The organism is Actinokineospora xionganensis, assembly GCF_014323725.1.
GTDB lineage: Bacteria > Actinomycetota > Actinomycetes > Mycobacteriales > Pseudonocardiaceae > Actinokineospora > Actinokineospora xionganensis.
The window spans coordinates 29,306-51,364 of the sequence record NZ_JABVED010000025.1 but is presented as its reverse complement, the minus strand read 5'-3'; the positions used below and the strand labels follow the sequence as shown (position 1 = coordinate 51,364).

The following is a 22,059-nucleotide window of genomic DNA, read 5'->3' as shown; positions in this document are numbered from 1 at the left end:
GTGGTTTCGGCGTCGGGGCCTGCCCGCGGTGGTGCGGGGCCGACCGACCCAGCTGCTCGTTCGGATCCTCCCTGCCTTGGCGTACCTCGGTTCGACCGAGCTGCTCACCGACGTGCTCTTCCTCGTCGACGGCGCCACTCAGGAGGAATGGGAAGCGCTCATGGAGAACCCCGCGTACGAGGTGGGGTACTGGGCGCTGTTGGTGGGCTTGCTCGTCTTGCCCCCGTTGAGTGCCTGGCTGGCGATGACGTGGGTACGCCGGAGCACCGCCGCGGGCACGTCGCGCGGCCGGATGACCGCGATCGTCGCCATCGTCCTCTACGTGCTGGGGATTCCCCTCCTCGGCTACCTGATCGACGCCGTGTACTTCCTGCCCGTCGTGTTCCAGGGTGCGCTCATCGTGCTGGCGGCGATCGTGCTGGTCGCTCTCGGCGCGGGCTCGGTGTTCGCCTGGGCGGCGCGGATGGCCGTGCGGCAGCTGCGCAAGCTCGGCACCCTGACCAGCCGAGCGCTTCCGCTGTTGTTGCTGTTCACCACGTTCGGCTTCCTCAGCGCCGAGATCTGGCAGAGCTTCACCGCGCTGCGCGGCAGCCAGATCTGGTGGGTCGTCGGCTTCTTCGCCGTGCTGGCGATGCTGTTCATGGTCGCCGTGCTGTCCGACGAACTCCACGATCTGATCAGGTCGCGGCCCCGCGGCGCGGATCCGGCGAAGCTGACCGGCACCCCGTTCGAGTTCTTCTTGGACGACCACCCCGCGGCTGTCCACCCTCTGCGGCGGGTGGAGCGGCTGAACATGGTGCTGGTGCTGCTGCTGGCCCAGCTGATCCAGGCGGTGGCGTTCGGGCTGCTGATGTTCGCGATCTTCGTGACCTTCGGCAGCCTCGCCGTGCGCCCCGAGGTGATGAAGGCGTGGAGCACGCACGACCTGACCAGCGGCACGATCTACGGCATCTATTTGCCGTTCCACAACGAGCTGCTCCAGGTGTCGATCTTCCTGGCCGCCTTCTCGGGTCTCTACTTCGCCACGTCCACGGCCACCGACGCCCGGATCCGGCAGAGCTTCTTCGACCCGCTGATCGAGCACATGGCGGTGAACCTGTCCGCCCGCCACCTCTACCTCGGCCGGTGGGTCGGTCAGCCCTCGGGCAGCACCACCCAGAGCACGATGTAGATCAGGAACTGCGGCCCGGGAAGGATGCAGGACAGCACGAACAGCCACCGGATGGTGCTCGGCTTGCGGCCGACTCGCTCCGCGATCCCGCCGCACACCCCGGCGATCATCCGATTCCTGCGGGACCTGACCAACTCGACCGCCATGACGCTCCTTTCGGCTGGACTCACAGTGTCGCCCAGTCCAGAGTGCGCCGCACGTCTCGCGCCCGGCACGGCAGGCGTCGGTCGCGGACCCCTAACCCCACCCGCGAGTCGCCCCGCCAGGCAAGTGAGTTCGACATTCGAGTGCGCCCGATGTCGAACTCATTTGCCGGAGGGGGCGACTCGTTTGTCTGGCGCGCTGCCGCGTAGGCGGTCGAGGACTCGGCGCTCTCGTTTGGTGGGGCGGCCGGCGCCTCGGTCACGGCGTGCGACGGGGATGGCCGCTTCCGGGGTCGGGGCTGGTGTTCGGTCGATCAGGCAGGTGGCGGCGTCGGCCGCGCCGACTCGCTTCTGGATGGTTCGCACCACCTCCACCACCCGCGTGACGCCGTCGACGCGCACCCGCACCTCGTCGCCCGCGACCACCATCGTCGCGGGCTTGGCTGGGCGGTCGTTGATCCGCACGTGCCCGCCCCGGCAGGCCGCGGCGGCGTCCGGCCGGGTCTTGGTCAGCCGGACCGCCCACAGCCACCGGTCCACGCGAGTGCTCTCCACAGCCATCAATCATGTCCTACCGCACTCGGCTCCGGCCGAGTCAGGTGCGGTTGTCGCCGGCGAACGAGTAGTCGCCGGAGAAGGTGTCCACTTGCGGCAGGTGGTGGCCGAGCCGGTCGCGTTTCGCCGTCAGGTATCCGACGTTGTGGTCGGTCGCGGGCACGAGCAGCGGCACCCGTTCCACGACCGCGATGCCGTTCGCCTCCAGGGCGCGGATCTTGTCGGGGTTGTTGGACATCAGCCGGACCGACCGGACCCGCAGGTGTTTGAGGATCCTCGCGGCCGGGGTGTAGTCCCTGGTGTCGATCGGAAACCCGAGTGTGGTGGCCGAATCCAGCGTGTCGAGCCCCTGCTCGTCCTGCAGGACGTGGGTGCGCACCTTCGCCAGCAACCCGATCCCGCGCCCCTCGTGCCCGCGCAGGTACACGAACACGCCGCTGCCCTCGCTGACGATCCGGTCGAGCGCGGCGTCGAGTTGGTCGCCGCATTCGCAGCGCATGGCGCCGAAGATGTCGCCGGTCATGCATTCGGAGTGGACCCGGACGAGCACGTTCTCCCGCGGCCGCGCCGTTCCGTAGACGAGGGCCATGTGCTCGTGGCCGTCGCGGAAGGCGACTGCCCGGAACTTGCCGCGCCGGGTCATGAGGTCGGACTCCGCGACGTCCTCGCGACTGATTGCCTCGTCCACAGCGTCCCCTTCAGCAGGCTCCGGCCGGACGGTCATTACGCTCGGTCGAAGGTCGTACGGTATCCGGTGCATTAGTGGAGGTCACCCTGTTCAGCATCACTGTTCGTGATCACGTGATGGTCGCCCACAGCTTCCGCGGCGAGGTTTTCGGCCCGGCGCAGCGCTTGCATGGAGCTACGTTCGTGGTGGACGCGAGGTTCAGCCGCGCCGAACTCGATTCGGACAACATCGTGGTCGACATCGGCCTGGCGACCGAGGAACTCGGCAAGGTGCTTGCCGACCTCAACTACCGCAACCTCGACGACGAACCCGCCTTCGCCGGGGTCAACACGTCGACGGAGTTCCTGGCCAAGGTCATCGCCGACCGGCTCGCCGATCGGGTGCACGCGGGCGCTCTCGGTGAAGGCGCGCGCGGGCTCGCCGGGATCGAGGTCACGCTCCACGAGTCGCACGTCGCGTGGGCGAGCTACGAACGGTCCCTGTGAACGCTGTCCAGGTCGTCCTGCCCGATGGCGTCGACGACGCGGCCAGACCCAGCGGGGGCAACGTCTACGACCGCCGCGTGTGCCGCGGTCTGGTCGAACTGGGGGTGGCGGTGCACGAGATCGCCGTCCCCGGAGCGTGGCCGCGCCCGGACACCGCTGCCCGCGCGGAACTGGCCGGCGCGCTGGCCGGTATCCCCGACGGGGTGGCCGTGCTCCTCGACGGTCTGGTGGCCTGTGGCGTCCCCGAAGTCGTCGTCCCGCACGCGGGCCGGTTGCGTCTCGTGGTCTTGGTGCATCTGCCGCTGGCCGACGAGACGGGGCTCGCACCCGAACTGGCGTCGGCGCTCGACGCCGCCGAGCGGCAGACCCTGCGCGCGGCGGAAGCGGTCGTCACCACCAGCCCGTGGGCGACGCGCAGGCTGGTCGAGCACCACGGGCTCGCCGCCGAACGGGTGCACACCGTCACGCCCGGGACCGACCCCGCGCCGCCCGCCCCCGGCACCGAAGCAGGCACCCGGCTGCTCTGCGTCGCCTCGGTGACGCCACGCAAGGGCCACGATGTGCTCGTCGAAGCCCTCGCCGCGGTGGCTGACCTGCCGTGGACCTGCGCGTGCGTCGGCCCACTGGGGGACCAGGGCTACGTCGAAGAGTTGCGCCTGCTGATCACGCGGCACCGTCTCGGCGACCGGGTGACGCTCGACGGTCCGCGCACCGGCGAGTCCCTGGACCAGGAGTACACCTCGGCCGACCTGCTGGTGCTCCCGTCACGAGCCGAGACCTACGGCATGGTCGTCGCCGAGGCCCTGGCCAGGGGAGTTCCGGTGCTGGCGACCGCGGTGAGCGGTGTCCCCGACACCCTCGGCCAGGCCCCGGACGGCGGCGTGCCCGGTCTGCTCGTGCCGCCCGGCGACGCAGGCGCGCTGGCGTCGGCGGTGCGGCGCTGGCTGGGCGATCCCGACCTGCGTGGCGACCTGCGGCGGTCGGCGCTGGCGCGCGGGAAGGCGCTGCGGACCTGGGACGACTGCGCCCGTGATCTGGCGGGCGTGCTGGCTAGGCTCGGCCGATGAGTTTCGCCCCGGAGTGGCTGGCCCTGCGGGAGAAGGCCGACGCCGACGCGCGGGCCGAGGGCTTGCTCGACCCGCTGCGGGAAAGTCCGCTGAACCGAAACCCCCTCCTCGTGCGTGATATCGGGTGTGGCACAGGATCGATGGGCCGATGGCTCTCCGGGCGGTTGGGCGGCAGGCAGCACTGGGTGCTGCACGACCGCGACCCCCGGCTGCTCGCCGTGGCCGGTGCGACGGTGACCGGCCCGGGCGTGACGGTAGAGACCCGCGAGGGCGACCTCACCGCACTGCGAGCCGAGGACCTCGAGGGCACTTCGCTGCTCACCGCCTCGGCCCTGCTGGACCTGCTCACCGCCGAGGAGGTCGACTCCCTGGCTGCCGCCTGCGTCGACGCGGACTGCCCGGCGCTGCTGACCCTGTCCGTCGCGGGCCGGGTCGAACTGGACCCGCCGGAGCGACTGGACGCCGAGTTCACCGAGGCCTTCAACGAACACCAGCGCCGCGAGGTCGACGGCCGCCGACTGCTCGGCCCCGACGCGGTCGCCGCGGCCGTCGACTCGTTCGAACGCCGCGGCGCGATGGTGTGGACCCGGCCGAGCCCGTGGCGGTTGGGACCGGACCAGGCCGCGCTGGCGGGGGAGTGGCTGCGGGGGTGGGTGGGCGCGGCCTGCGAACAGCGACCGGCCCTGGCCGCGGCGGCACCCGCCTACCTGAGGCGGCGGCTCACGGGTGGGATGCGGGTCGTGGTCGAGCACGTTGATCTGTTGGCGTTGCCGAGGTCGACATGACGCGCGGGTTCCCGCGTCGAAAGGTGGTGTGGGAGCGGCGATCCGCTTTCGCACGCGTCTCGCCGGATTGGGTGGGCGCGCACGCTGGTCTCTGCGCAGTGCGGAGGCCGACATGATCCGGGGCGACGCGACGCACGGGTTCTCGAGCGGCGATGTATTGCGGCAGCGGCGATCCGTCCTTGCCGGCGTCGCCATGGTCCGTCGGCTCTGGCCCTGGCTGCGGCTCCTCCTTGCCTGCGGCATCCTGCTCGCGCTGCTCGTGCGGCTGGGGGCGGGCGCGTTTGTGGACGGGTTGCGTGCCGTCGACCTCGGTTCGCTGGTCGCGGCCTTGGGGATCGGGCTGGTCACCACCCTGTGCGGCGCCGCCCGCTGGTGTGTGGTGGCGCGGGGGCTAGGGCTTCCACTGTCCCTGGGCACAGCGGTCCCCGACTACTATCGGGCCTTGCTGCTCAACGCCGTGCTTCCCGCCGGGGTCCTGGGCGACGTCCATCGCGCGGTGAGTCATGGGCAGCGGGCGGGCGACCTCGGGCGGGGTATCCGCGCGGTGGTCTTCGAGCGGTTCGCCGGGCAGGTGGTCCTGATTGCCATTGCCCTTGTCGTCATCCTCGCCCAGCCACCCTTGGACCTGACCCTCGACCCCGCCGCCGCGATCACCGTCCTCGCCATCGTGATCGGTCTCGCCGGGTTTGCCGGGTTGTGGCGCAAGCGTGCCGCCACGGTCTGGGCGGACGCGCGCGCCGGGCTGCTTTCCCGACGTGCCTTCCCGAGTGTGGCGCTCCTGTCGACGGTGGCCGTGGCCGGGCACCTCGCCCTGTTGTTCGTCGCCGCACGGGTCAGCGGGACCGACGCGCCCGCAGGCAGGCTCCTGCCGCTGTTCGTGGTGGCCCTGCTGGTGATGGCGATCCCGGTCAACGTCGGCGGCTGGGGCCCGCGGGAGGCCTTCCTCGCCGCCGCGTTCGGCGCCGCGGGCCTGGGTGCGGCCCACGGGCTCACCACGGCGGTGGTCTACGGCGTGCTCGCGCTGGTGGCGAGCCTGCCCGGCGCCCTGTTCCTATTCCGGAAGAACGGCGAGGTAGTCCGCGAACGCGGCCACCAGCCCGGCGAGCAGGTCCTCGCCCTTGCGCGCTGAGGCCAGCGACGGCCGACCGACCACACCGGACTTTGTGTACGCCGCCATCCCGAGGGTCAGCAGGTGCCGCCGGTCGTCGGCGAGCCAGTCGCTCGTGTCGTAGCCGGGTTTGACCATCGTGGGATGGGCGTGGAGCAGGATCGAGGTCTCCAGTTCACCGGCGTGCATGTCGCTGCCCGCCGACGTCTCGATCCCAGCGGCGGCGCGCGCGGCGGCCCAGTCCTGGGTACCGGGGAACAAAGCCATGCCGCCCAAGGCTTCCTGCACGATGTTCGCCAGCACATAGTTCCCGCCGTGGCCGTTGACGATCACCAGGTTCGGGACGCCGGAGCGGCGCAGCGAGTCGGCGATGTCGGTCACCACCGAGTGCAGCGTCCGCGCCGAGATGCTCACCGTGCCCGGCCAGGCGGCGTGCTCGTGCGAACAGGAGATCGTCACCGGCGGGAGCAACTGCACCGGGTACGCGGCGGCGAGTTCCCGGGCGATGGTGCACGCGATGACGGTGTCGGTCACCAGCGGCAGGTACGGCCCGTGCTGTTCCAGGCTCCCTACCGGAAGCACGGCCACCGTCGCGGCGCGGTGGCGCACGTCGGCGGTGGTGGTCAGCGGAAGCAGGTACGCGTCACCGGTCATGTGCGCGACCGTAGTCAATCCGGTGACACAGGGCCGAGAGCTCGCCGGACGCCAGCCTCGGCAGCACCTCGGGCAGGTCGTCGAAGTCGCTCTCGCCGGTGATGAGCGTGTCGAACACCGGGTCGGCGAGCAAGTCGAGCGCCAGCGCCATCCGCTCGGCATAGGTCCGATCTGCGCGGGCCACCGTCCCGACCTGGCTGGCGCGCACGGTGAGCCTGCGGGAGTGGAAGAACTCGCCCAGCGGCAGCGAGATCCGCTGGTCGCCGTACCAGCTCAGCTCGATGACCCTGCCCTCCGGCGCGAGCAGCTCCAAAGACCGGGCGAGACCGCTTTCGGTCGCGCTGGCGTGCACCACGAGGTCCAAGCCCCCGTCGGCTTCCGAAGGCGACGCGAACCCGATCCCCAGCGCCGCCGCTACCGACGCACGGGCCGGGTCGGTGTCGACCAGCTGGACCCCGGCCCCGGGGAACCGGGCGAGCACGGCGGCGACCGCGCAGCCGACCATCCCGCCGCCGACCACCGCGATCCGGTCGCCGATCAGCGGGGCCGCGTCCCACACCGCGTTCACCGCCGTCTCCACCGTCCCGGCCAGCACCGCACGCGCCGCCGGCACGGAGTCCGGGAGCGGGGTCACGGCGTCGGCCGGGACCACGTACCGGGTCTGGTGCGGATACAGGCAGAAAACCGTGCGGCCGAGCAGGTTCGCCGGTCCGTCCTCGACGACCCCGACGTTGAGGTACCCGTACTTGACCGGCCACGGGAAGTCACCTTCTTGGAAAGGGGCGCGCATCACCGCACGCTGGTTCTCGGGCACCAAGCCTGCGAGGACAAGTGACTCGGTTCCCCGGCTGACCCCCGAGAAGAGCGTGCGGACCAGGATCTCCCCGGCCCCGGGGGTGGGGAGGTCGACCGGTCGGATCTCACAGTTGCCGGACGAGGTGAACCAAAGGGCCCTTGCCGTGCGTGTCATCCAATATCCTCCGAGATCCGGGGCCTTTCTGCCGCAAGGGGCGCGATGGTCACACTCCAGCACACCACGGCCTGGCGCGAGCCCGCCGTGTGGGCGGGCGGTCAACTCCTCCTGCTGGCCCTGCTTTGGGCGACCATGGGACTCGGTCCGCTCGGCATCGTGGCCGGTCTCGTCCACGCCTGGGCCACCGGGGCGCTGCTGACCCGGGCGATGCGCCGGTCCGACACCGCGGCGCCCGGTCCCGCCGACCGCGTGACCCTGGCCCGGCAGCTGCTGATCGGCGGGGTCACCGCGCTGGTGGCCGACCGCGCCGACGGAACTGTCCCGGTCGTGGTGGCCCTCGCCGCCGTGGCGCTCGCCCTCGACTGCGTCGACGGTGTCGTCGCGCGGCGCACGGGCACGGAGTCTCCCTTGGGCGCCCGCTTCGACATGGAGGTCGACGCCTTCCTGATCCTGGTTCTCAGCGTCCACGTCGCGTGGTCGCTCGGCCCGTGGGTGCTCGCGATCGGCACCGTCCGGTATCTGTTCGTCGCCGCTTCCTGGCGGCTGGCCTGGCTGCGTGGAGACCTGCCGCCCAGCTTCGCCCGCAAGGCCGTCGCCGCGGCGCAGGGGATCGTCCTGGTCGTCGCCGCGAGCGGGGTCGTCCCGCACGCCGCTGTCCTGGTGGGGCTCGCGTTGGTCACGCTTGGGTGGTCGTTCGGCCGCGACATCGTTGGGCTCTGGCGTCGTAGGCCCGCGCCGGTGCAAGGATGCCGCCATGTCTGATCAAGCCAGTGCCACCCGGGTGGCGGGCAACATCGCGCTGTGGGTCCTGCAAGTGGCTCTCGCGGCGTACTTCATCTACAGCGCGACCACGCTGTTCGGTGACGGACTCGTGGCGAAGTTCGACGACATCGGCTTCGGCCAGTGGCTGCGCTACCTCACCGGCGCACTCGAGATCGCCGGTGCGATCGGCCTGCTGATCCCGCGCCTGTGCGGGCTCGCCGCGCTCGGCCTGGCCGGTGTCATGGTCGGCGCCGTCGGCACGGAGCTGTTCCTGGTGGACAAGCCTGGCCCGGTCCTGCCCGCGATCCTGCTGGTGCTGAGCCTGGTCGTGGCCTGGTTCCGCCGCGACACGATCCTCGCGTTGCTCGCCAGGCCGCGGAGCTGATCAGGCTTTGGGGAAGTAGCGCAGCACGGCGACGTCGCCGACCCTGGTGACGTCTTCGAGGTGCATGCGGCGCGCGGGTCCGCCCGGGAACTCGCCCGGATTGAGAAAGCGCGGCGCGCCCGCGTGGCCGATCAGCAGCGGGGCGACCGCGAGCTGGATCTCGTCGGCCAGCCCGGCCGCCAGGAACGCGGTGTGGATCCGGCCGCCGCCCTCCACCATCAGCCTGCGCACGCCGCGCCCGCCAAGGTCGTCGAGGAGCCGGGCGAAGTCGATCCCGCCACCCAGCGACACGACGTCGGCCAGCTCGCCCAGCCTCGCCGCGGCCGCGCCGGAATCCGTTGTGTAGACGACCTTTCGGCCACCGCAGTGCCAGAACCGCAGGTCCGGGTCGAGGTCGCCGGTGCCGGTCACGGTGACTTTCACGGGGTGTTCCGGGAGGCCGTCGGACACCCGCGCGGCCCGCCGCGCGGCGCTGTTGACGAGCAGGCGGGGGTTGTCCCGGCGCACGGTCTCGGCACCGATCAGGATGGCGTCGGACTCGGCCCGCACCTGGTCGACCCGGTCGAAGTCGATCTCGTTGGACAGCGGGAACCCTTGGCCGTTCCGGTCATCGATGTAGCCGTCGACGCTGACGGCGACGCTGAGCAGGACGTGGGGGCGGGTCACGGTGTATCCGTTCTGTTTCCGCGATTCTGAACCGGAAGTGGTCCGCCGACCGTAGTACCGATTGGCGGCACCACCTTACGAGAGGACAGTCGATGGAGTTGTTCGCGCCGCTTCGGAGGTTCGGGCGCGGGCGGGTTCGTCGGCTCGCGACCTGGGGCGCCACCGCGCTCGCCTGCGGGTTCGTGCTGTTCGCGCTGCTCGCCCCGAGCGACCTCGATCGCCTGAGCCCCTTGGCTTTCCTCCGCGTCCCGGTGGAGGGGCTGCTCGGCGTGGTCCTCTTCATCGTCCTGCCCACCCGGGCGCGGCGGGGGATGGCGGTGCTCGTGGGTGTCGCCCTGGGGCTGCTGACTGTCGTGAAGATCATGGACATGGGGTTCGACGCGGTGCTGCACCGCCCGTTCGACCTGGTCCTCGACTGGCCGTTGCTAGCTCCCGCCGTGGGCTACCTCGACGCGACAGCCGGTCCGGCCGGCGCGGTCGCCGCGGTCGTCGGGGCGGTCGTGCTCGCGCTCGCCTTGCTGGTCCTGACCACGTTGTCCGCCCTGCGCCTGACCCGGCTGGTGACCCAGCACCGACTCGGGGCGGCGCGCGCGGTCGCGGTCCTCGCCGTGGTGTGGATCACCGCGGCCATCCCGGGCGTGCGGATCGACCCCGACGCGCCCATCGCCTCGGGCAGCGCCGCCGCCTTCGCCCTGGACCACGCGCGCCAGGTGCGGGCGGGCCTGCTCGACCAGGACAAGTTCGCCGCCGAGGCCGTGGTCGACCGCTTCCGGGACACCCCGGGCGCGGACCTGCTCACCGCCCTGCGCGGCAAAGACGTCATCGTCGCCTTCGTCGAGAGCTACGGCCGCGACGCCGTCGAGGACCCGGAGCTGGCGCCCCAGGTCGGCGCGGCGCTCGATGCCGGAACCCGCAGGCTCGGCGCCGCCGGATACGGCTCCCGCAGCGCCTTTCTCACCTCGCCGACCACGGGAGGCGGCAGCTGGCTGGCGCAGGCCACGCTGCTCTCCGGGCTGTGGATCGACAACCAGCAGCGCTACCGCACCCTGGTCTCCGGCGACCGCCTCACCCTGGGCGGCGCCTTCCAGCGGGCGGACTGGCGCTCGGTCGGCGTGGTTCCCGGCATCACGTACGCGTGGCCGGAGGGGGCGTTCTTCGGCTACCGGAGCATCCAGACCGCGGGCGACCTCGGATACCACGGCCCACGGTTCAGCTACGCCACCATGCCCGATCAGTACACGCTCGCGGCGTTCGAGCGGTCCGAGCGCGCGAAGGCCGACGAGCCGCTGATGGCCGTGATCCCGCTGGTCTCCAGCCACGCCCCGTGGACGCCGACCCCCGCGCTGATCGACTGGGCCGACGTCGGCGACGGTTCGATCTTCAAGACGATGCACACCGGCGACCGCCCCGCGGAGGCCATCTTCACCGGCGACCCCACCCAGATCCGCGCCGACTACCGGCGTTCCATCGAGTACTCGCTGAACACCCTGGTCTCCTATGTCGAGACCTACGGCGACGACGACTTGGTGCTCGTCTTCCTCGGCGACCACCAACCCGCCAAGATCGTCACCGGTGAGCAGGCCACCTGGGACGTCCCGATCACCATCGTCACCCGCGACCAGGCCGTGCTGAACCGCGTCGCCCCGTGGAACTGGGACGCGGGCCTCAAACCCGGCTCCCGCGCCCCGGTCTGGCCGATGGACTCCTTCCGCGACAGGTTCCTGACGGCTTTCGGGCCGTAGCCCGCCGTGGTGCACAACGAGTGATGTGACCGGTGTGGACGGTCAATGGTGCTTCGAGGCCGTAACGGCGGGCCTCGAATCGGCCATGTAACCATCGTGGTGCGTCCCGGTCGTGGGTAGCGGACCTGAGCGACAGGACTCTCCGCCTTGACCAAGGATGGTGAGCACGATGGCAGGAATCGGGTGGCCGACGCCGACCCGCCGGGCGACCCTTATCGTCGCCGGAGTCGCGTTGCTGGGTTCGGTGACGGCGGCGAGCATGGCCGCGGCGGAGCCGGAGCCGCGGATCGACGGGTGCGTCAACAACGTCACCAAGGTCCTCCGGGTGATCGATGCGGCCGCGGGTCAGCAGTGCTCGACCCGGGAGACACCGATCTCGTGGAACATCGCCGGACCGGCCGGACCCCAGGGACCCGAGGGACCGGCAGGTCCTGCCGGGCCGACCGGAGCCACGGGTGCCACCGGGGCCACGGGGCCTGCTGGACCCGCGGGACCCGCGGGACCCGCCGGACCGGTCGGTCCCACCGGAGCCACGGGTGCCACCGGACCCGCGGGCCCGGAAGGGCCTCAGGGGCCGCAAGGCCCGCAGGGTCCGTCCGGGACCGCCGGGGTCTTCGGCACGAACACCAACACCGCCGCTTCCGGTCGCGGCCGCGAGTGCACGATTTCCGAGATCATCCTGCACGCGGGCACGGTCGCGAACGGTGTGCCCGCGAACGGCCAACTCCTGCCCATCAACCAGAACCAGGCCCTGTTCGCCCTGATCGGCACCACCTATGGCGGCGACGGCCGGGTGACCTTCGCGCTGCCCGACCTCCGGGCCGCCGCGCCCGACAACATGACCTACAGCATCTGCGTCAACGGGATCTTCCCCGCGCGCGATTGAGCCCTCGGACTTCCTTTGGTCGACCCAGGAGTTCGCGTAGGGTGGCGGGCGACCCTGGGGGCGTGATGGAGCGAGCGAGCGTGGCGAGCCGACTGCGGCACTGCCTGCTGTTGCTGCTCGCGCTGTTCGCGACCGTGCTCGTGTCCGTCGCCGCGCCCATCGCGGGAGCGGCGCCGGTCGCGCCGGAGCCCGCCGAGGCCGGGGCCACCGTCGGCGGGCCGCACGTCGACGTGATGGCGCCGTCCCGTTCGGCCTGGCGGGTGGCCAAAGAGGTCGCGTACGCCCAGCCCGCGGCCGTGCCACCCGCGCCTGCCGTGGCGCCCTGGCCGCGTCCGGTCGCTTCCGTCCCTCTCGACGACTTCCTTTCCTCCGCGCCACGGTGGGCGCACCGCGGCGCGATCGGCGATCGAGCGCCGCCTACCCGGCGAGTGGATCTGTAGGTCTCCGCGCGCGGGCGTTGTCCCGCGTGTCCCGCCGGGTTGTCCCATGAAGAAGGAAGTCGCCGTGCCGCGCTCAACCGCGTCGCGGGGCATGATCGGTCGGGCCGTGCTGTCCGCCATCGTCCTCGCCATTTCCGCTTACCTGCTGCTGACCACCGCGCCCCGCCTGGGTCTCGACCTGCGGGGCGGGACCCAGATAGTCCTCGAAACCCACGACTCGCCCACCGCCGAAGCCGACGCGCTCGCCACCGACCGGACCCTGGAGGTGTTGCGTCGCCGGGTGGACGCGCTCGGCGTGGCCGAGCCGATGCTGGCTCGCTCCGGCGACAACCGGATCATCATCGAACTGCCCGGGTTGCAGGACCCGAAGGAGGCGGTCGAGGTGATCGGCCGCACCGCTCAGCTCACCTTCCACCCGGTCCTCGCTGACCAGCCCGCCGACAGCAGCCAGGTGCTGCCCGACGAGTCGGGCAGGCCGCTGCGGCTGGGCCCGCCGCGTTCAGCGGCGATGGCGTCGAGAAGGCGCAGAGCGGCTCCGACCCGCAGGCGGGGCCGGGCTGGTTCGTCGGCATCGAGTTCCGCGGCACCGCCGCCCAGGCCTGGGTGCGGCTGACCGCGCAGGCGGCGTGCGCGTCGCCGGGAGACCCGGCGCGCCGCGTCGCCATCGTGCTCGACGACAAGATCATCTCCTCGCCGCAGGTCGACACCGGAGCCGCCTGCGGGGTCGGCATGATCGGTGACTCCACCCGGATCACCGGACAGTTCGCCCAGGCCGAGGCCGCCGACCTCGCCCTGTTGATCAGCGCGGGTGCGTTGCCCGTCCCGGTCGAGATCATCGAGCAGCGCACCGTCGGCCCGACCCTCGGTGTCGCGGCGATCGACGCCGGCGCCCGCGCCGCGCTGATCGGTCTGGTGCTGACCGCCCTGTTCCTCCTCACGGTGTACTGGCTGGCAGGTGCCGTGGCGGTCATCGCCCTGTGCTCCTACGCCGGGGTGTCCTATGCCGCGCTGCTGGCCGTCGGCGCCACCCTCACCCTGCCCGGGCTGGCAGGTTTCGTGCTGGCCATCGGCATGGCGGTCGACGCCACGGTGCTGGTCTTCGAACGCGCCAGGGAAGAACATGGGGGCGGCCTGCCGCAGTCCATCGACCGCGGGTTCCGCGGCGCCCTCTCGGCGATCGTCGACTCCAACGTCACCACCCTGCTCGCCGCGGGACTGCTGTTCTGGCTCGCCTCCGGGCCGGTGCGCGGGTTCGGGGTCACGCTCAGCATCGGTGTCCTGGCTTCGATGTTCACCTCCCTGGTGCTGACCAGGGTGCTGCTGCACCTGGCGGCGAAAGCGGGACTGGCCCGGCGCCCGCGCCTGAGCGGGCTGACCCACCAGGGCCGGGTCCGGCGCTGGGTGAACCTGCGTGACCCCGGGTTCCTGTCCCGGCCCGGGCGCTGGCTGACCGGGGCGGGCGTGGCCGTCGTCCTGGCGTTGGCCGGGCTCGTCGTGCTGGGCCCGAACCTGGGGGTGGAGTTCACCGGTGGCCGGGTGCTCGAATACTCGGTGCCCAGCGGCGTCGACGTCGACAAGGTGCGGGCCGCCGTCACCGACGCAGGCTACCCGCGCGCGATCGTGCAGACCTCCGGTGCGGACATGATGTCGGTTCGCACCGAACCGGTGGACCAAGCCGACACCGACCGCATCCGCGCCGCGGTGGCGGCCGTCGCGGGCGAGGCCACCCAGGTGCGCGACGAGAAGATCGGCCCCAGCCTGGGCGCCGAACTGCGCACCAACGCGCTGATCGCCCTCAGCCTCGCTGTGCTCGCTCAACTCGCGTACCTGGCGTTCCGCTTCGACTGGCGGCTCGGCGCGGCCACCGTGATGGCGCTGGCCCAGGACGTCCTGCTGGTGCTCGGGATCTTCGCGTGGCTCGGCAAGACCTACGACGGCGTGTTCCTGGCGGCGCTGCTCACCGTCATCGGCTACTCGGTCAACGACTCCGTGGTCGTCTTCGACCGCGTCCGCGAACTGCGACAACGAGACCAGCACGCGCCGTTCGCCCGCGTCATGGGCTCGGCGGTGCTGCAGACGTTGCCCCGCACGGTGAACACCGGCATCGGAGTCCTGTTCGTGCTCGGCGCACTGCTGATTCTTGGCGACGGCTCCCTGGCCGACTTCGCCCTCGCGTTGCTGCTGGGTCTGATCACGGGGACCATTTCCACGGTGGCCACGGCGGGCCCGGTGGCCATCCTGCTCGACCGTCGAAGCCCCGGCGCCGGACGCACTCGTCCACCGGCGCGAGACCGGACCCGGGAGAACGACGGAGCGGTCGTGTGAGGACACCGGAGCTGATCACCACGGTCCGCGACGCTTTCGGGTGGGATGCGGTGGAGATCTCGGCCGGGCCGCGGGGCGCTCTGGGCCAGATCTGGCGTCTCGACGTCGGCTCGACCCGGTACGCGCTCAAGGAGATCTTCGCCGAGCCGCCGTCAGCGGCCCTGATCGAGGCAGAACTGGAGTTCACCCGGCGGGCGGCGGAGGCGGGCGTGCGGTTTCCCGTGGGCCATCCCGACCGCTTCGGACGACACCTGTTCGGCCCTGACGGGAAGTGGCTGCGCCTTTACGACTGGATAGACCTGCAGCCGCTTGACCTGACCGCCCAAGCCGTCCCGCGAGACCTCGGATCGTTGCTCGCACGCTTGCACAAGTGCTCTTCCGCCGCGTCGACCGAACCTGGCGGGGGAGCGCCGGATCCCTGGTATGACACCGTTCCCGCCTTTCGCCGCTGGACCGCGGCAGCTGAATCGGGTGCGGCCTGGGCCACGCGACTCGCCGACCGACTCCCGACCCTGCCCGACGTTTGTGCGGCCGTCACACCTGCCGACCCCGACACCTTGATCATCTGTCACCGCGACCTACACCCGGAGAACGTCCTCGCGGACCCGGAGGGTGAACTGGTGGTCGTCGACTGGGACAACCTCGGCCCGGCGGAGCCGGGCAGGGAACTGGCCCGCGCCTTGTTCGATTGGTTCAGCGACCCGACACCCGACTTTGTGGCCATGGGTGCGATGTATGAGGCGTATGTGGGGGAGGGCGGCCCGGGCCGCATCACCGAGCAAGCGGACTTCTCGATGCTGATCGCCAGCAGACTGAACTTCCTGTTGACCCAAACGAGAATCGCAACAGACCAACAAGCTCGACCTCGCCACCGGGAGTGGGCAGAACGCGAGATCGATGAGGCACTCCGAATACTGCCCACCCCAGGACAACTCGCACACGTCCTGACACTGACTCGCGCCGGCAATGAGCATCCACAATAGACACTCCCGACACTGCGGGCCGTCGCGCCGGCCGATCGAACCGGTCCCCGCCGTCGACCCCAACAGTGGGGCGATGGGGAAACGCGGGGGCGAAGTGCGGCCCCTGAAGGCGACCATAATCGAAGCTAGGAGGCGGGACGAACCCCTGAAGGTGACCCGTCCGGAGCTTGGGGGCAGACGCGTCCCTGAAGGTGACCCGCCCGGAGTCAGGGGGAGAGCCGTCTCGTGCGGTTGCTGTCCGAGGTGTGCAGGCGGAGCGCTATCCACAAAGGACATTGTCTCCCCGGGGCGAGGCCGGGGTGGACGAAACGGCATCCACCCCGGCCTCATACCAAGTCAGCCGCAACCACCGGTGGCGACGCGGTGCAGGGGCCGCGGGGAGTTCGTCACCTTGGTCGGCGGTCTGACCCGCGCACACCTCAGGACGTGGCGATCCCGATGGTGTCGATCAGGAAGTCGGTCCGCAGCGAGTAGTCCTCGACGCTGACGAACTTCAGGGTTACCGTTTTCCCCTGCCACTGCGAGAGATTCGCCGTGCGGTACACATAGGAGGTGCCCGCGTTGACGTTCGACCATGTGCTCAGGGTCGTGGTGGTCGACCCGTCGACGACCTGGACCTTGACGGTGTCGTAGACAGTCGAACCGGTCTCCTCGGTGACGACTCGGAGGTGGTAGCCGAGCGTCGATGTCCCTGCGGGGATGGTGATCTGCTGGGACAGGGTGTCGGTGTTGTTGGTGCCGTTGCCGCCCATCCACGCGTACCAGGAGCCCTGGTGCGCGGGGTACGTGGTCCAGTTGCCCACCACTCCGCCGGTGATCGTCCAGTTCGCGGTGCCGCTCTCGAAGCCGCCATTGGTCACGCCGCCGGGGGGCGGCGGGGTGGTGGTGTCGCGGTAATCGATTGTGTGCGTGTACACCAGGTTCCGGGCGGTCGCGGACACGTCCAGCCCGGTCAGTGGCCGGTCGTCGTTGAACCATTCGCGGAAGGTGGTCGAGCCGTAGCGGCGCATGTTGTCGAAGGTGCCCGCCGGGCCGCCGTCCGTCTTGCGCCACAGGTCGATCAGGGCGCCCGCGACGCGGAGTTCCACCCAGTCGCCGTTCTCCGGGTTGGTGCGGCTCACCGGCTGGCTCGGGTCGAACGGGGTGGTGTTCATCAGGTCGACCGTCTCGCCCCCGGGGAAGACGAACAGGCCGTCGCCCTTGGCGTGGCCGGCGATCGCGTTGGCGAAGCCCTCGGTCCACCCGCAACTCGCGCCGCTGCGCTTGTGCAGGTAGTGCGGGTCCGGGCAGTCGAACACCGGCCACCAGCCTGCGTAAAGCAGGTCCATGAACGCGTGGCCGGCCTCGTGCAGCACGAGGTGCTCGGAGTTGGGGTCGCCGTCCATCAGCGCGACATACCGCTGCCCATAAGGCAGGTTGTTGTTGAAGTACGTGCCGTCCGTGCTGCCCGGCTGCCAGTGCAGCGTGAGCTTCGTGCAGTTGGAGGTCTCGCGCGCGGTCCAGCAGCCCGTGCCCGACGACCGGATCGCCCACAGCAGGTTCAGCGTGTCGTAGGCGTGCCAGCCCCGCATGTGGGTGCTCGGCGGCGAGGTGACGCCGAACGCCGGGTTGGTCCCCGACGCCACGTTGGTCTTCGCGCTGGTGGTGACCGTGTAGGCGATCGCGCCCCGGTTGTCGGTCACCTGCCAGACGCTGGACGCGGAGGTGAACCGCACCGACACCGAATACATCGTGGTGACCGGCGAGGTGAAGCACACCGAGTACCGGCCGTCGGTGGCGCTGGTCAGGCCGGTCGCGTAGGTCTGGGTGGTCGCCGAGGACGTGGTTCGGCCCAACACGGCCACCGAGATGTTGCGGCCGACGCGCCAGGTGCCGGTGTTATCCGCGTACGTGAACTGGCCGGTGGCGCAGATCTGCCCGGCGGCCGACACCGACGCGGTCTGCGCCGTCGGGACGGCCGCGGCGGTCCCGTTGGGCGTCGGCCGCACCGCGCCCGCGTCCACGGCCGGGCTGTCGTTGCCTCCGACACCGGCACGGGAACCGCCGGGGCGCTCGCCGACGGTGAACTCGGTCGAGCCGTGCGCGGACCGTGCGCGGCTGGGGTCGGCGGTGTCGACCACATCCGCCTGGATCTGCGCGGGGCCCGCGCCCAGGGCGGTGACCTCGAGTGTGACGGTGCGGCCCTCGGTGCTGAGAGCGAACGTCTCCTCGGCGACCTGATCCAGCCCGACCGGACGCGGCGCGGAGATCGAGGTGCCCGCGGTGTCGAGTCGCAGGTGGCTCGGCAGCCGCACCTGCAGCCGCGCGGCGTCGATCGCCAACTGGCTCCGCAGCGTGATCGTCAGGGTCGCCGACTCGCCTTTGGCGGGCAGCCGGTCGAGGCGCACGGTCGCGCTGACGCAGCCGGGCGCCCGCCTGCTGTCGGGATGGGCGTGGCCACCGGCCTCACACGAGACCGGCGATTGCGCCGAAGCGGGGGAGAACGGACTGACGACGGCGACGAAAGCCGTGGCCGCTAAGGCCGCCACGGTATAGCGCAGGGGTTTGGCAGACATGGGGATCCTTCCCGTGGCGTCGAGCCACCGGATGCAGGGGGAACCACCTATGGGGACGAACACCGAACCGGCCACGACGCAGGACGTGGTCGGACGGTCGTGCCGACGAATCGGCCACGCGGGCCGGGAACGCGCAGGCGAATACCGGCCGCCCACGGCCGAATTGATCAGCCTTTCAGTCGGGCGCGAACCTTTCTTTCAAGTGGGGGAGTGCCATTGGGCGGGTATTCAAACACCCGAAATGCCGGTGTGGTGACTGTTCACGGTCAGTGGCCAGGTAATGCCAAACGGCCTGCCCTCCGGGTGAGCGGAGGGCAGGCCGTCGGTGTCGCGATAGGACTCGGTCAGCCCGCGACGTACGCCGCGAGGTGCTCGCCGGTGATGGTGGACTTGGCGGCGACCAGGTCCGCGGGCGTGCCCTCGAAGACGATCTTGCCGCCGTCGTGGCCCGCGCCGGGACCCAGGTCGATGATCCAGTCCGCGTGCGCCATGACCGCCTGGTGGTGCTCGATCACAATGACCGACTTGCCGGAGTCGACGAGCCGGTCGAGCAGGCCGAGCAGGTTCTCGACGTCGGCGAGGTGCAGGCCGGTGGTCGGCTCGTCGAGGACGTAGACGCCGCCCTTCTCCGCCATCCGGCTGGCCAGCTTGATCCGCTGCCGCTCGCCGCCGGACAGCGTGGTGAGCGGCTGACCGAGCCTGAGGTAGCCGAGCCCGACATCGCCGAGCCGGTCGAGGATGGCGTGCGCGGCGGGCGTGCGCGCCTCACCTGAGCCGAAGAACTCCTCGGCCTCGGTCACCGACATCGCGAGCACCTCGGCGATGTCGCGCCCGCCGAGGTGGTACTCCAGCACGGAGGCCTGGAACCGCTTGCCCTCGCAGTCCTCGCAGGTGGTGGCGACGCCCGCCATCATCGCCAGGTCGGTGTAGATGACGCCCGCGCCGTTGCACGTGGGGCAGGCGCCCTCGGAGTTGGCGCTGAACAGCGCGGGCTTCACCCCGTTGGCCTTCGCGAACGCCTTGCGGATCGGTTCGAGCAGCCCGGTGTACGTCGCCGGGTTGCTCCGCCGCGAGCCGCGGATCGCCCCCTGGTCGACTGACACCACACCTTCCTGCCCGACCACCGATCCCTGGATCAGCGAACTCTTGCCCGACCCGGCCACGCCGGTCACCACGACCAGCACGCCCAGCGGGATGTCGACGTCGACGTCCTGGAGGTTGTTGGTGTCCGCGCCGCGGATCTCCAACGCGCCTGCGGCTTTCCGTACCGATGGCTTCAGGCTGGCCCGGTCGTCGAGGTGGCGCCCGGTGATGGTGTCGCTGGCCCGCAGGCCCTCCACCGTCCCCTCGAAACAGACGGCGCCGCCGCCCGTGCCCGCACCGGGGCCGAGGTCGACGACGTGGTCGGCGATCGCGATCGCCTCCGGCTTGTGCTCCACCATCAGCACCGTGTTGCCCTTGTCCCGCAGCTGAAGCAGCAGCGCGTTCATCCGCGCGATGTCGTGCGGGTGCAGCCCGATCGTCGGCTCGTCGAAGACGTAGGTGACGTCGGTGAGGGAGGACCCGAGGTGGCGGATCATCTTGGTCCGCTGCGCCTCGCCGCCGGACAGCGTGCCCGAGGGCCGGTTGAGCGACAGGTAGCCCAACCCGATCTCCGCGAACGAGTCCAGCGAGTGCTGCAGCGCCGCCAGCAGCGGTGCCACAGTCGGTTCCCTGAGGCCGCGGACCCAGTCGGCGAGGTCGCTGATCTGCATCGCACAGGCGTCGGCGATGTTGATCCCCGCGATCTTCGACGACCGGGCCTCCGCGCTGAGCCGGGTGCCCTCGCACTCGGGGCAGACGGTGAAGGTGACCGCCCGGTCCACGAAGGCGCGGATGTGCGACTGCAGCGCGTCGACGTCCTTGGACAGGAACGACTTCTGGATCTTCGGGATCAGCCCCTCGTACGTCAGGTTGATGCCCTCGACCTTGATCTTGGTCGGCTCCTTGTAGAGCAGGTCGTGCAGTTCGCGCTTGTTGTACTTGCGGATCGGCTTGTCCGGGTCGAAGAACCCGCAGCCGCGGAAGATGCGGCCGAACCAGCCGTCCATGCTGTAGCCCGGGATCGTCAGCGCGCCCTCGTTGAGCGACTTGCTGTCGTCGTAGAGCTGCGACAGGTCGAAGTCGGTCACGTTGCCCATGCCCTCGCAGCGCGGGCACATGCCGCCGAGACGGTTGAACGTCGCCTTCTCGGCCTTGGTCTTGCCGCCACGCTCGACGGTGATGGCGCCGCTCGCCCGCACCGACGGAACGTTGAACGCGAACGCGCCGGGCGGGCCGATGTAGGGCTTCCCGAGCCTGCTGAACAGGATCCGCAGCATCGCGTTGGCGTCGGTCACGGTGCCGACCGTGGAGCGGGCGTTGGCGCCCATCCGCTCCTGGTCGATGATGATCGCGGTGGTCAGTCCTTCGAGGACGTCGACCTCCGGCCGGTTCAGCGTCGGCATGAAGCCCTGCACGAATGCGCTGTAGGTCTCGTTGATCATCCGCTGCGACTCGGCCGCGATGGTGGCGAACACCAGCGAGCTCTTGCCGGAGCCGGACACGCCGGTGAACACCGTCAGCCTGCGCTTGGGGAGCTCGACGCTGACGTCCTTGAGGTTGTTCACCCGCGCGCCCTGCACGCGGATCAGGTCGTGGCTGTCGGCGGGGTGCGGCGCGGGCGACTTGGTGTCCGTCCTCGGTGCCATGGTTCTCATGTCTCCATCTGTGAAGCGGGGTCGCCCGCCGCCGGTTTCGACTAGGTTTTCAGCGCAGTTCTTGGATGCGGACCAGGTTGCCCGCGGGATCGCGGAAGGCGCAGTCGCGGACCCCGTAGGGCTGCTCGGTCGGCTCCTGGACGACCTCGGCGTCGCCGGACTGCAACTGCTCGAAGGTGCCGTCGAGGTCCTTGGTGGCCAGCAGGATCCAGCCGTAGGTGCCCTTGGCCATCATCTCGGCGATGGTGCGGCGTTCGTCCTCGGTGATGCCCGGGTCTGCGGCGGGCGGCGCCAGCAGGATGGACGTGTCGGGCCTGCCCGCGGGCCCGACCGTGATCCAGCGCATCTTGCCCTGCCCGACATCGGTGCGGACCTCGAAGCCGAGGGTGTCGCGGTAGAAGGCCACGGAGGCCTCCGGGTCGTCGTGGGGGAGAACGGTGGTGTGAATGGTGATGTCCATGGCGGCCACGCTAGGTGAGGCTCGATGCGGGCGCTTCTCGATTCCTGACCGGTCGGGTGACCTGTTTCGCCACGCACGACGGCAGCCCCGCCGTCGCCCGCGCCGCCTCGCGCTTGTAGACGCTGGGTGGCATTCCGACCAGTTCGGTGAAGCGGGTGCTGAAGGTGCCCAGCGACGAGCAGCCGACGGCGAAGCAGACCTCGGTGACGCTGAGTTCGCCGACCCGCAGCAACGCCATCGCCCGCTCGATCCGCCGCGTCATGAGATAGCCGTACGGCGACTCGCCGTAGGCCCGGCGGAACTCCCGGCTCAGGTGCCCGGCCGACATGTGCGCGCCCCGGGCGAGCGCCTCGACGTCCAGCGGCTGCGCGTACTCCCGGTCCATCCGGTCGCGGACGCGGCGCAGCCGCACGAGATCGCTCAGCCGCTGTTCCTCGTCGGGTCTGCTGGTCACTCTTCGGATCGTGCCACAGAGGACTGACACGCGG

Annotated in this window: 22 protein-coding genes and 1 pseudogene; 13 read left to right on the top strand and 10 right to left on the bottom strand. The window is 70.7% G+C overall.

Features of this window, described 5'->3' with window-relative positions; genetic code table 11:
* Window positions 1-76 precede the first annotated feature (76 nt).
* Window positions 77-1,171 carry a hypothetical protein gene (locus GPZ80_RS28995; RefSeq protein WP_246477587.1) on the top strand — a complete coding sequence of 365 codons (1,095 nt, stop codon included), beginning with the start codon at window positions 77-79 and terminating at the stop codon, window positions 1,169-1,171.
* Here GPZ80_RS28995 and GPZ80_RS28990 read toward each other — a convergent pair.
* From GPZ80_RS28990 to ribA, 3 genes are all read right to left on the bottom strand, one after another.
* A complete protein-coding gene (locus tag GPZ80_RS28990; RefSeq protein ID WP_091375087.1) occupies window positions 1,135-1,317 on the bottom strand; it encodes a PspC domain-containing protein in 183 nt (60 codons plus the stop codon). The two genes, GPZ80_RS28995 and GPZ80_RS28990, sit on opposite strands and share 37 nt — an antisense overlap.
* Window positions 1,318-1,476: 159 nt before the next feature.
* Entirely contained in the window at window positions 1,477-1,869 is a 393-nt protein-coding gene (locus tag GPZ80_RS28985; RefSeq protein WP_187224283.1) for an RNA-binding S4 domain-containing protein, read from the bottom strand.
* Between the two features lie 40 nt (window positions 1,870-1,909).
* The gene (ribA, locus tag GPZ80_RS28980; protein ID WP_312880637.1) at window positions 1,910-2,557 is read right to left on the bottom strand and encodes a GTP cyclohydrolase II; all 648 of its coding nucleotides are present in this window, start codon (window positions 2,555-2,557) and stop codon (window positions 1,910-1,912) included.
* Between the two features lie 86 nt (window positions 2,558-2,643).
* On the opposite strand from ribA, the gene GPZ80_RS28975 reads away from it, so the two are divergent.
* The 4 genes from GPZ80_RS28975 to GPZ80_RS28960 all read left to right on the top strand — a co-directional run bounded on the left by GPZ80_RS28975 (window position 2,644) and on the right by GPZ80_RS28960 (window position 6,023).
* Window positions 2,644-3,042: a 6-pyruvoyl trahydropterin synthase family protein gene (locus GPZ80_RS28975; protein ID WP_187224305.1), complete on the top strand. Its 399-nt coding sequence runs from the start codon at window positions 2,644-2,646 to the stop codon at window positions 3,040-3,042.
* Complete coding sequence (locus tag GPZ80_RS28970; RefSeq protein WP_187224281.1) at window positions 3,039-4,109, top strand: glycosyltransferase family 4 protein; 1,071 nt, start codon at window positions 3,039-3,041, stop codon at window positions 4,107-4,109. Before GPZ80_RS28975 ends, GPZ80_RS28970 begins: the two co-directional genes overlap by 4 nt.
* The gene (locus GPZ80_RS28965) at window positions 4,106-4,894 is read left to right on the top strand and encodes a class I SAM-dependent methyltransferase (RefSeq protein ID WP_187224280.1); all 789 of its coding nucleotides are present in this window, start codon (window positions 4,106-4,108) and stop codon (window positions 4,892-4,894) included. Before GPZ80_RS28970 ends, GPZ80_RS28965 begins: the two co-directional genes overlap by 4 nt.
* Window positions 4,895-5,006: 112 nt before the next feature.
* Entirely contained in the window at window positions 5,007-6,023 is a 1,017-nt protein-coding gene (locus GPZ80_RS28960) for a lysylphosphatidylglycerol synthase transmembrane domain-containing protein (RefSeq protein WP_246477586.1), read from the top strand.
* On the opposite strand, the gene GPZ80_RS28955 is transcribed toward GPZ80_RS28960, so the two are convergent.
* Together GPZ80_RS28955 and GPZ80_RS28950 are read right to left on the bottom strand one after the other, a co-directional pair.
* Window positions 5,946-6,656 (bottom strand): creatininase family protein, encoded by a 711-nt coding sequence (locus GPZ80_RS28955; protein WP_187224279.1) that lies wholly within the window; start codon window positions 6,654-6,656, stop codon window positions 5,946-5,948. The genes GPZ80_RS28960 and GPZ80_RS28955 overlap by 78 nt on opposite strands.
* Window positions 6,646-7,626 carry a zinc-dependent alcohol dehydrogenase gene (locus GPZ80_RS28950; protein ID WP_187224278.1) on the bottom strand — a complete coding sequence of 327 codons (981 nt, stop codon included), beginning with the start codon at window positions 7,624-7,626 and terminating at the stop codon, window positions 6,646-6,648. The genes GPZ80_RS28955 and GPZ80_RS28950 overlap by 11 nt, the downstream gene beginning before the upstream one ends.
* 45 nt (window positions 7,627-7,671) lie before the next feature.
* Between GPZ80_RS28950 and GPZ80_RS28945 the strand changes: the two genes are divergently transcribed.
* A complete protein-coding gene (locus GPZ80_RS28945; protein WP_187224277.1) occupies window positions 7,672-8,391 on the top strand; it encodes a CDP-alcohol phosphatidyltransferase family protein in 720 nt (239 codons plus the stop codon).
* Window positions 8,384-8,776: a DoxX family protein gene (locus GPZ80_RS28940; RefSeq protein ID WP_187224276.1), complete on the top strand. Its 393-nt coding sequence runs from the start codon at window positions 8,384-8,386 to the stop codon at window positions 8,774-8,776. Before GPZ80_RS28945 ends, GPZ80_RS28940 begins: the two co-directional genes overlap by 8 nt.
* Here the strand turns inward: GPZ80_RS28940 and GPZ80_RS28935 are convergent, their stop codons facing one another.
* Complete coding sequence (locus tag GPZ80_RS28935) at window positions 8,777-9,442, bottom strand: RibD family protein (RefSeq protein ID WP_187224275.1); 666 nt, start codon at window positions 9,440-9,442, stop codon at window positions 8,777-8,779.
* Window positions 9,443-9,534: 92 nt separating this feature from the next.
* Between GPZ80_RS28935 and GPZ80_RS28930 the strand changes: the two genes are divergently transcribed.
* From GPZ80_RS28930 to GPZ80_RS28905, 6 genes and pseudogenes are all read left to right on the top strand, one after another.
* Window positions 9,535-11,184, top strand: a complete 1,650-nt coding sequence (locus GPZ80_RS28930) for an alkaline phosphatase family protein (protein WP_187224274.1) — start codon at window positions 9,535-9,537, stop codon at window positions 11,182-11,184.
* Between the two features lie 169 nt (window positions 11,185-11,353).
* Complete coding sequence (locus tag GPZ80_RS32250; RefSeq protein ID WP_222720023.1) at window positions 11,354-12,070, top strand: phage tail protein; 717 nt, start codon at window positions 11,354-11,356, stop codon at window positions 12,068-12,070.
* A gap of 80 nt (window positions 12,071-12,150) precedes the next feature.
* On the top strand, window positions 12,151-12,510 hold the full coding sequence (locus GPZ80_RS28915) for a hypothetical protein (protein ID WP_187224273.1): 360 nt from the start codon (window positions 12,151-12,153) through the stop codon (window positions 12,508-12,510).
* Between the two features lie 46 nt (window positions 12,511-12,556).
* The gene (locus tag GPZ80_RS33075) at window positions 12,557-13,123 is read left to right on the top strand and encodes a hypothetical protein (RefSeq protein ID WP_246477585.1); all 567 of its coding nucleotides are present in this window, start codon (window positions 12,557-12,559) and stop codon (window positions 13,121-13,123) included.
* A pseudogene (secF, locus tag GPZ80_RS28910) lies at window positions 13,030-14,835 on the top strand (protein translocase subunit SecF); the annotation flags it as partial. The gene GPZ80_RS33075 and the pseudogene secF, both read left to right, overlap by 94 nt.
* On the top strand, window positions 14,832-15,818 hold the full coding sequence (locus GPZ80_RS28905) for a phosphotransferase enzyme family protein (RefSeq protein WP_187224272.1): 987 nt from the start codon (window positions 14,832-14,834) through the stop codon (window positions 15,816-15,818). The pseudogene secF and the gene GPZ80_RS28905, both read left to right, overlap by 4 nt.
* Window positions 15,819-16,237: 419 nt before the next feature.
* Here GPZ80_RS28905 and GPZ80_RS28900 read toward each other — a convergent pair whose 3' ends face one another.
* The 4 genes from GPZ80_RS28900 to GPZ80_RS28885 all read right to left on the bottom strand — a co-directional run bounded on the left by GPZ80_RS28900 (window position 16,238) and on the right by GPZ80_RS28885 (window position 22,025).
* Window positions 16,238-18,373 carry a hypothetical protein gene (locus tag GPZ80_RS28900; protein ID WP_222720022.1) on the bottom strand — a complete coding sequence of 712 codons (2,136 nt, stop codon included), beginning with the start codon at window positions 18,371-18,373 and terminating at the stop codon, window positions 16,238-16,240.
* 344 nt (window positions 18,374-18,717) lie between these two features.
* Entirely contained in the window at window positions 18,718-21,111 is a 2,394-nt protein-coding gene (locus tag GPZ80_RS28895; RefSeq protein WP_376771777.1) for an ATP-binding cassette domain-containing protein, read from the bottom strand.
* A 49-nt stretch (window positions 21,112-21,160) separates the two neighbouring features.
* Window positions 21,161-21,571, bottom strand: a complete 411-nt coding sequence (locus GPZ80_RS28890) for a VOC family protein (protein WP_187224270.1) — start codon at window positions 21,569-21,571, stop codon at window positions 21,161-21,163.
* A 10-nt stretch (window positions 21,572-21,581) separates the two neighbouring features.
* A complete protein-coding gene (locus tag GPZ80_RS28885) occupies window positions 21,582-22,025 on the bottom strand; it encodes a helix-turn-helix transcriptional regulator (RefSeq protein WP_187224269.1) in 444 nt (147 codons plus the stop codon).
* Between the last annotated feature and the right edge of the window lie 34 nt (window positions 22,026-22,059).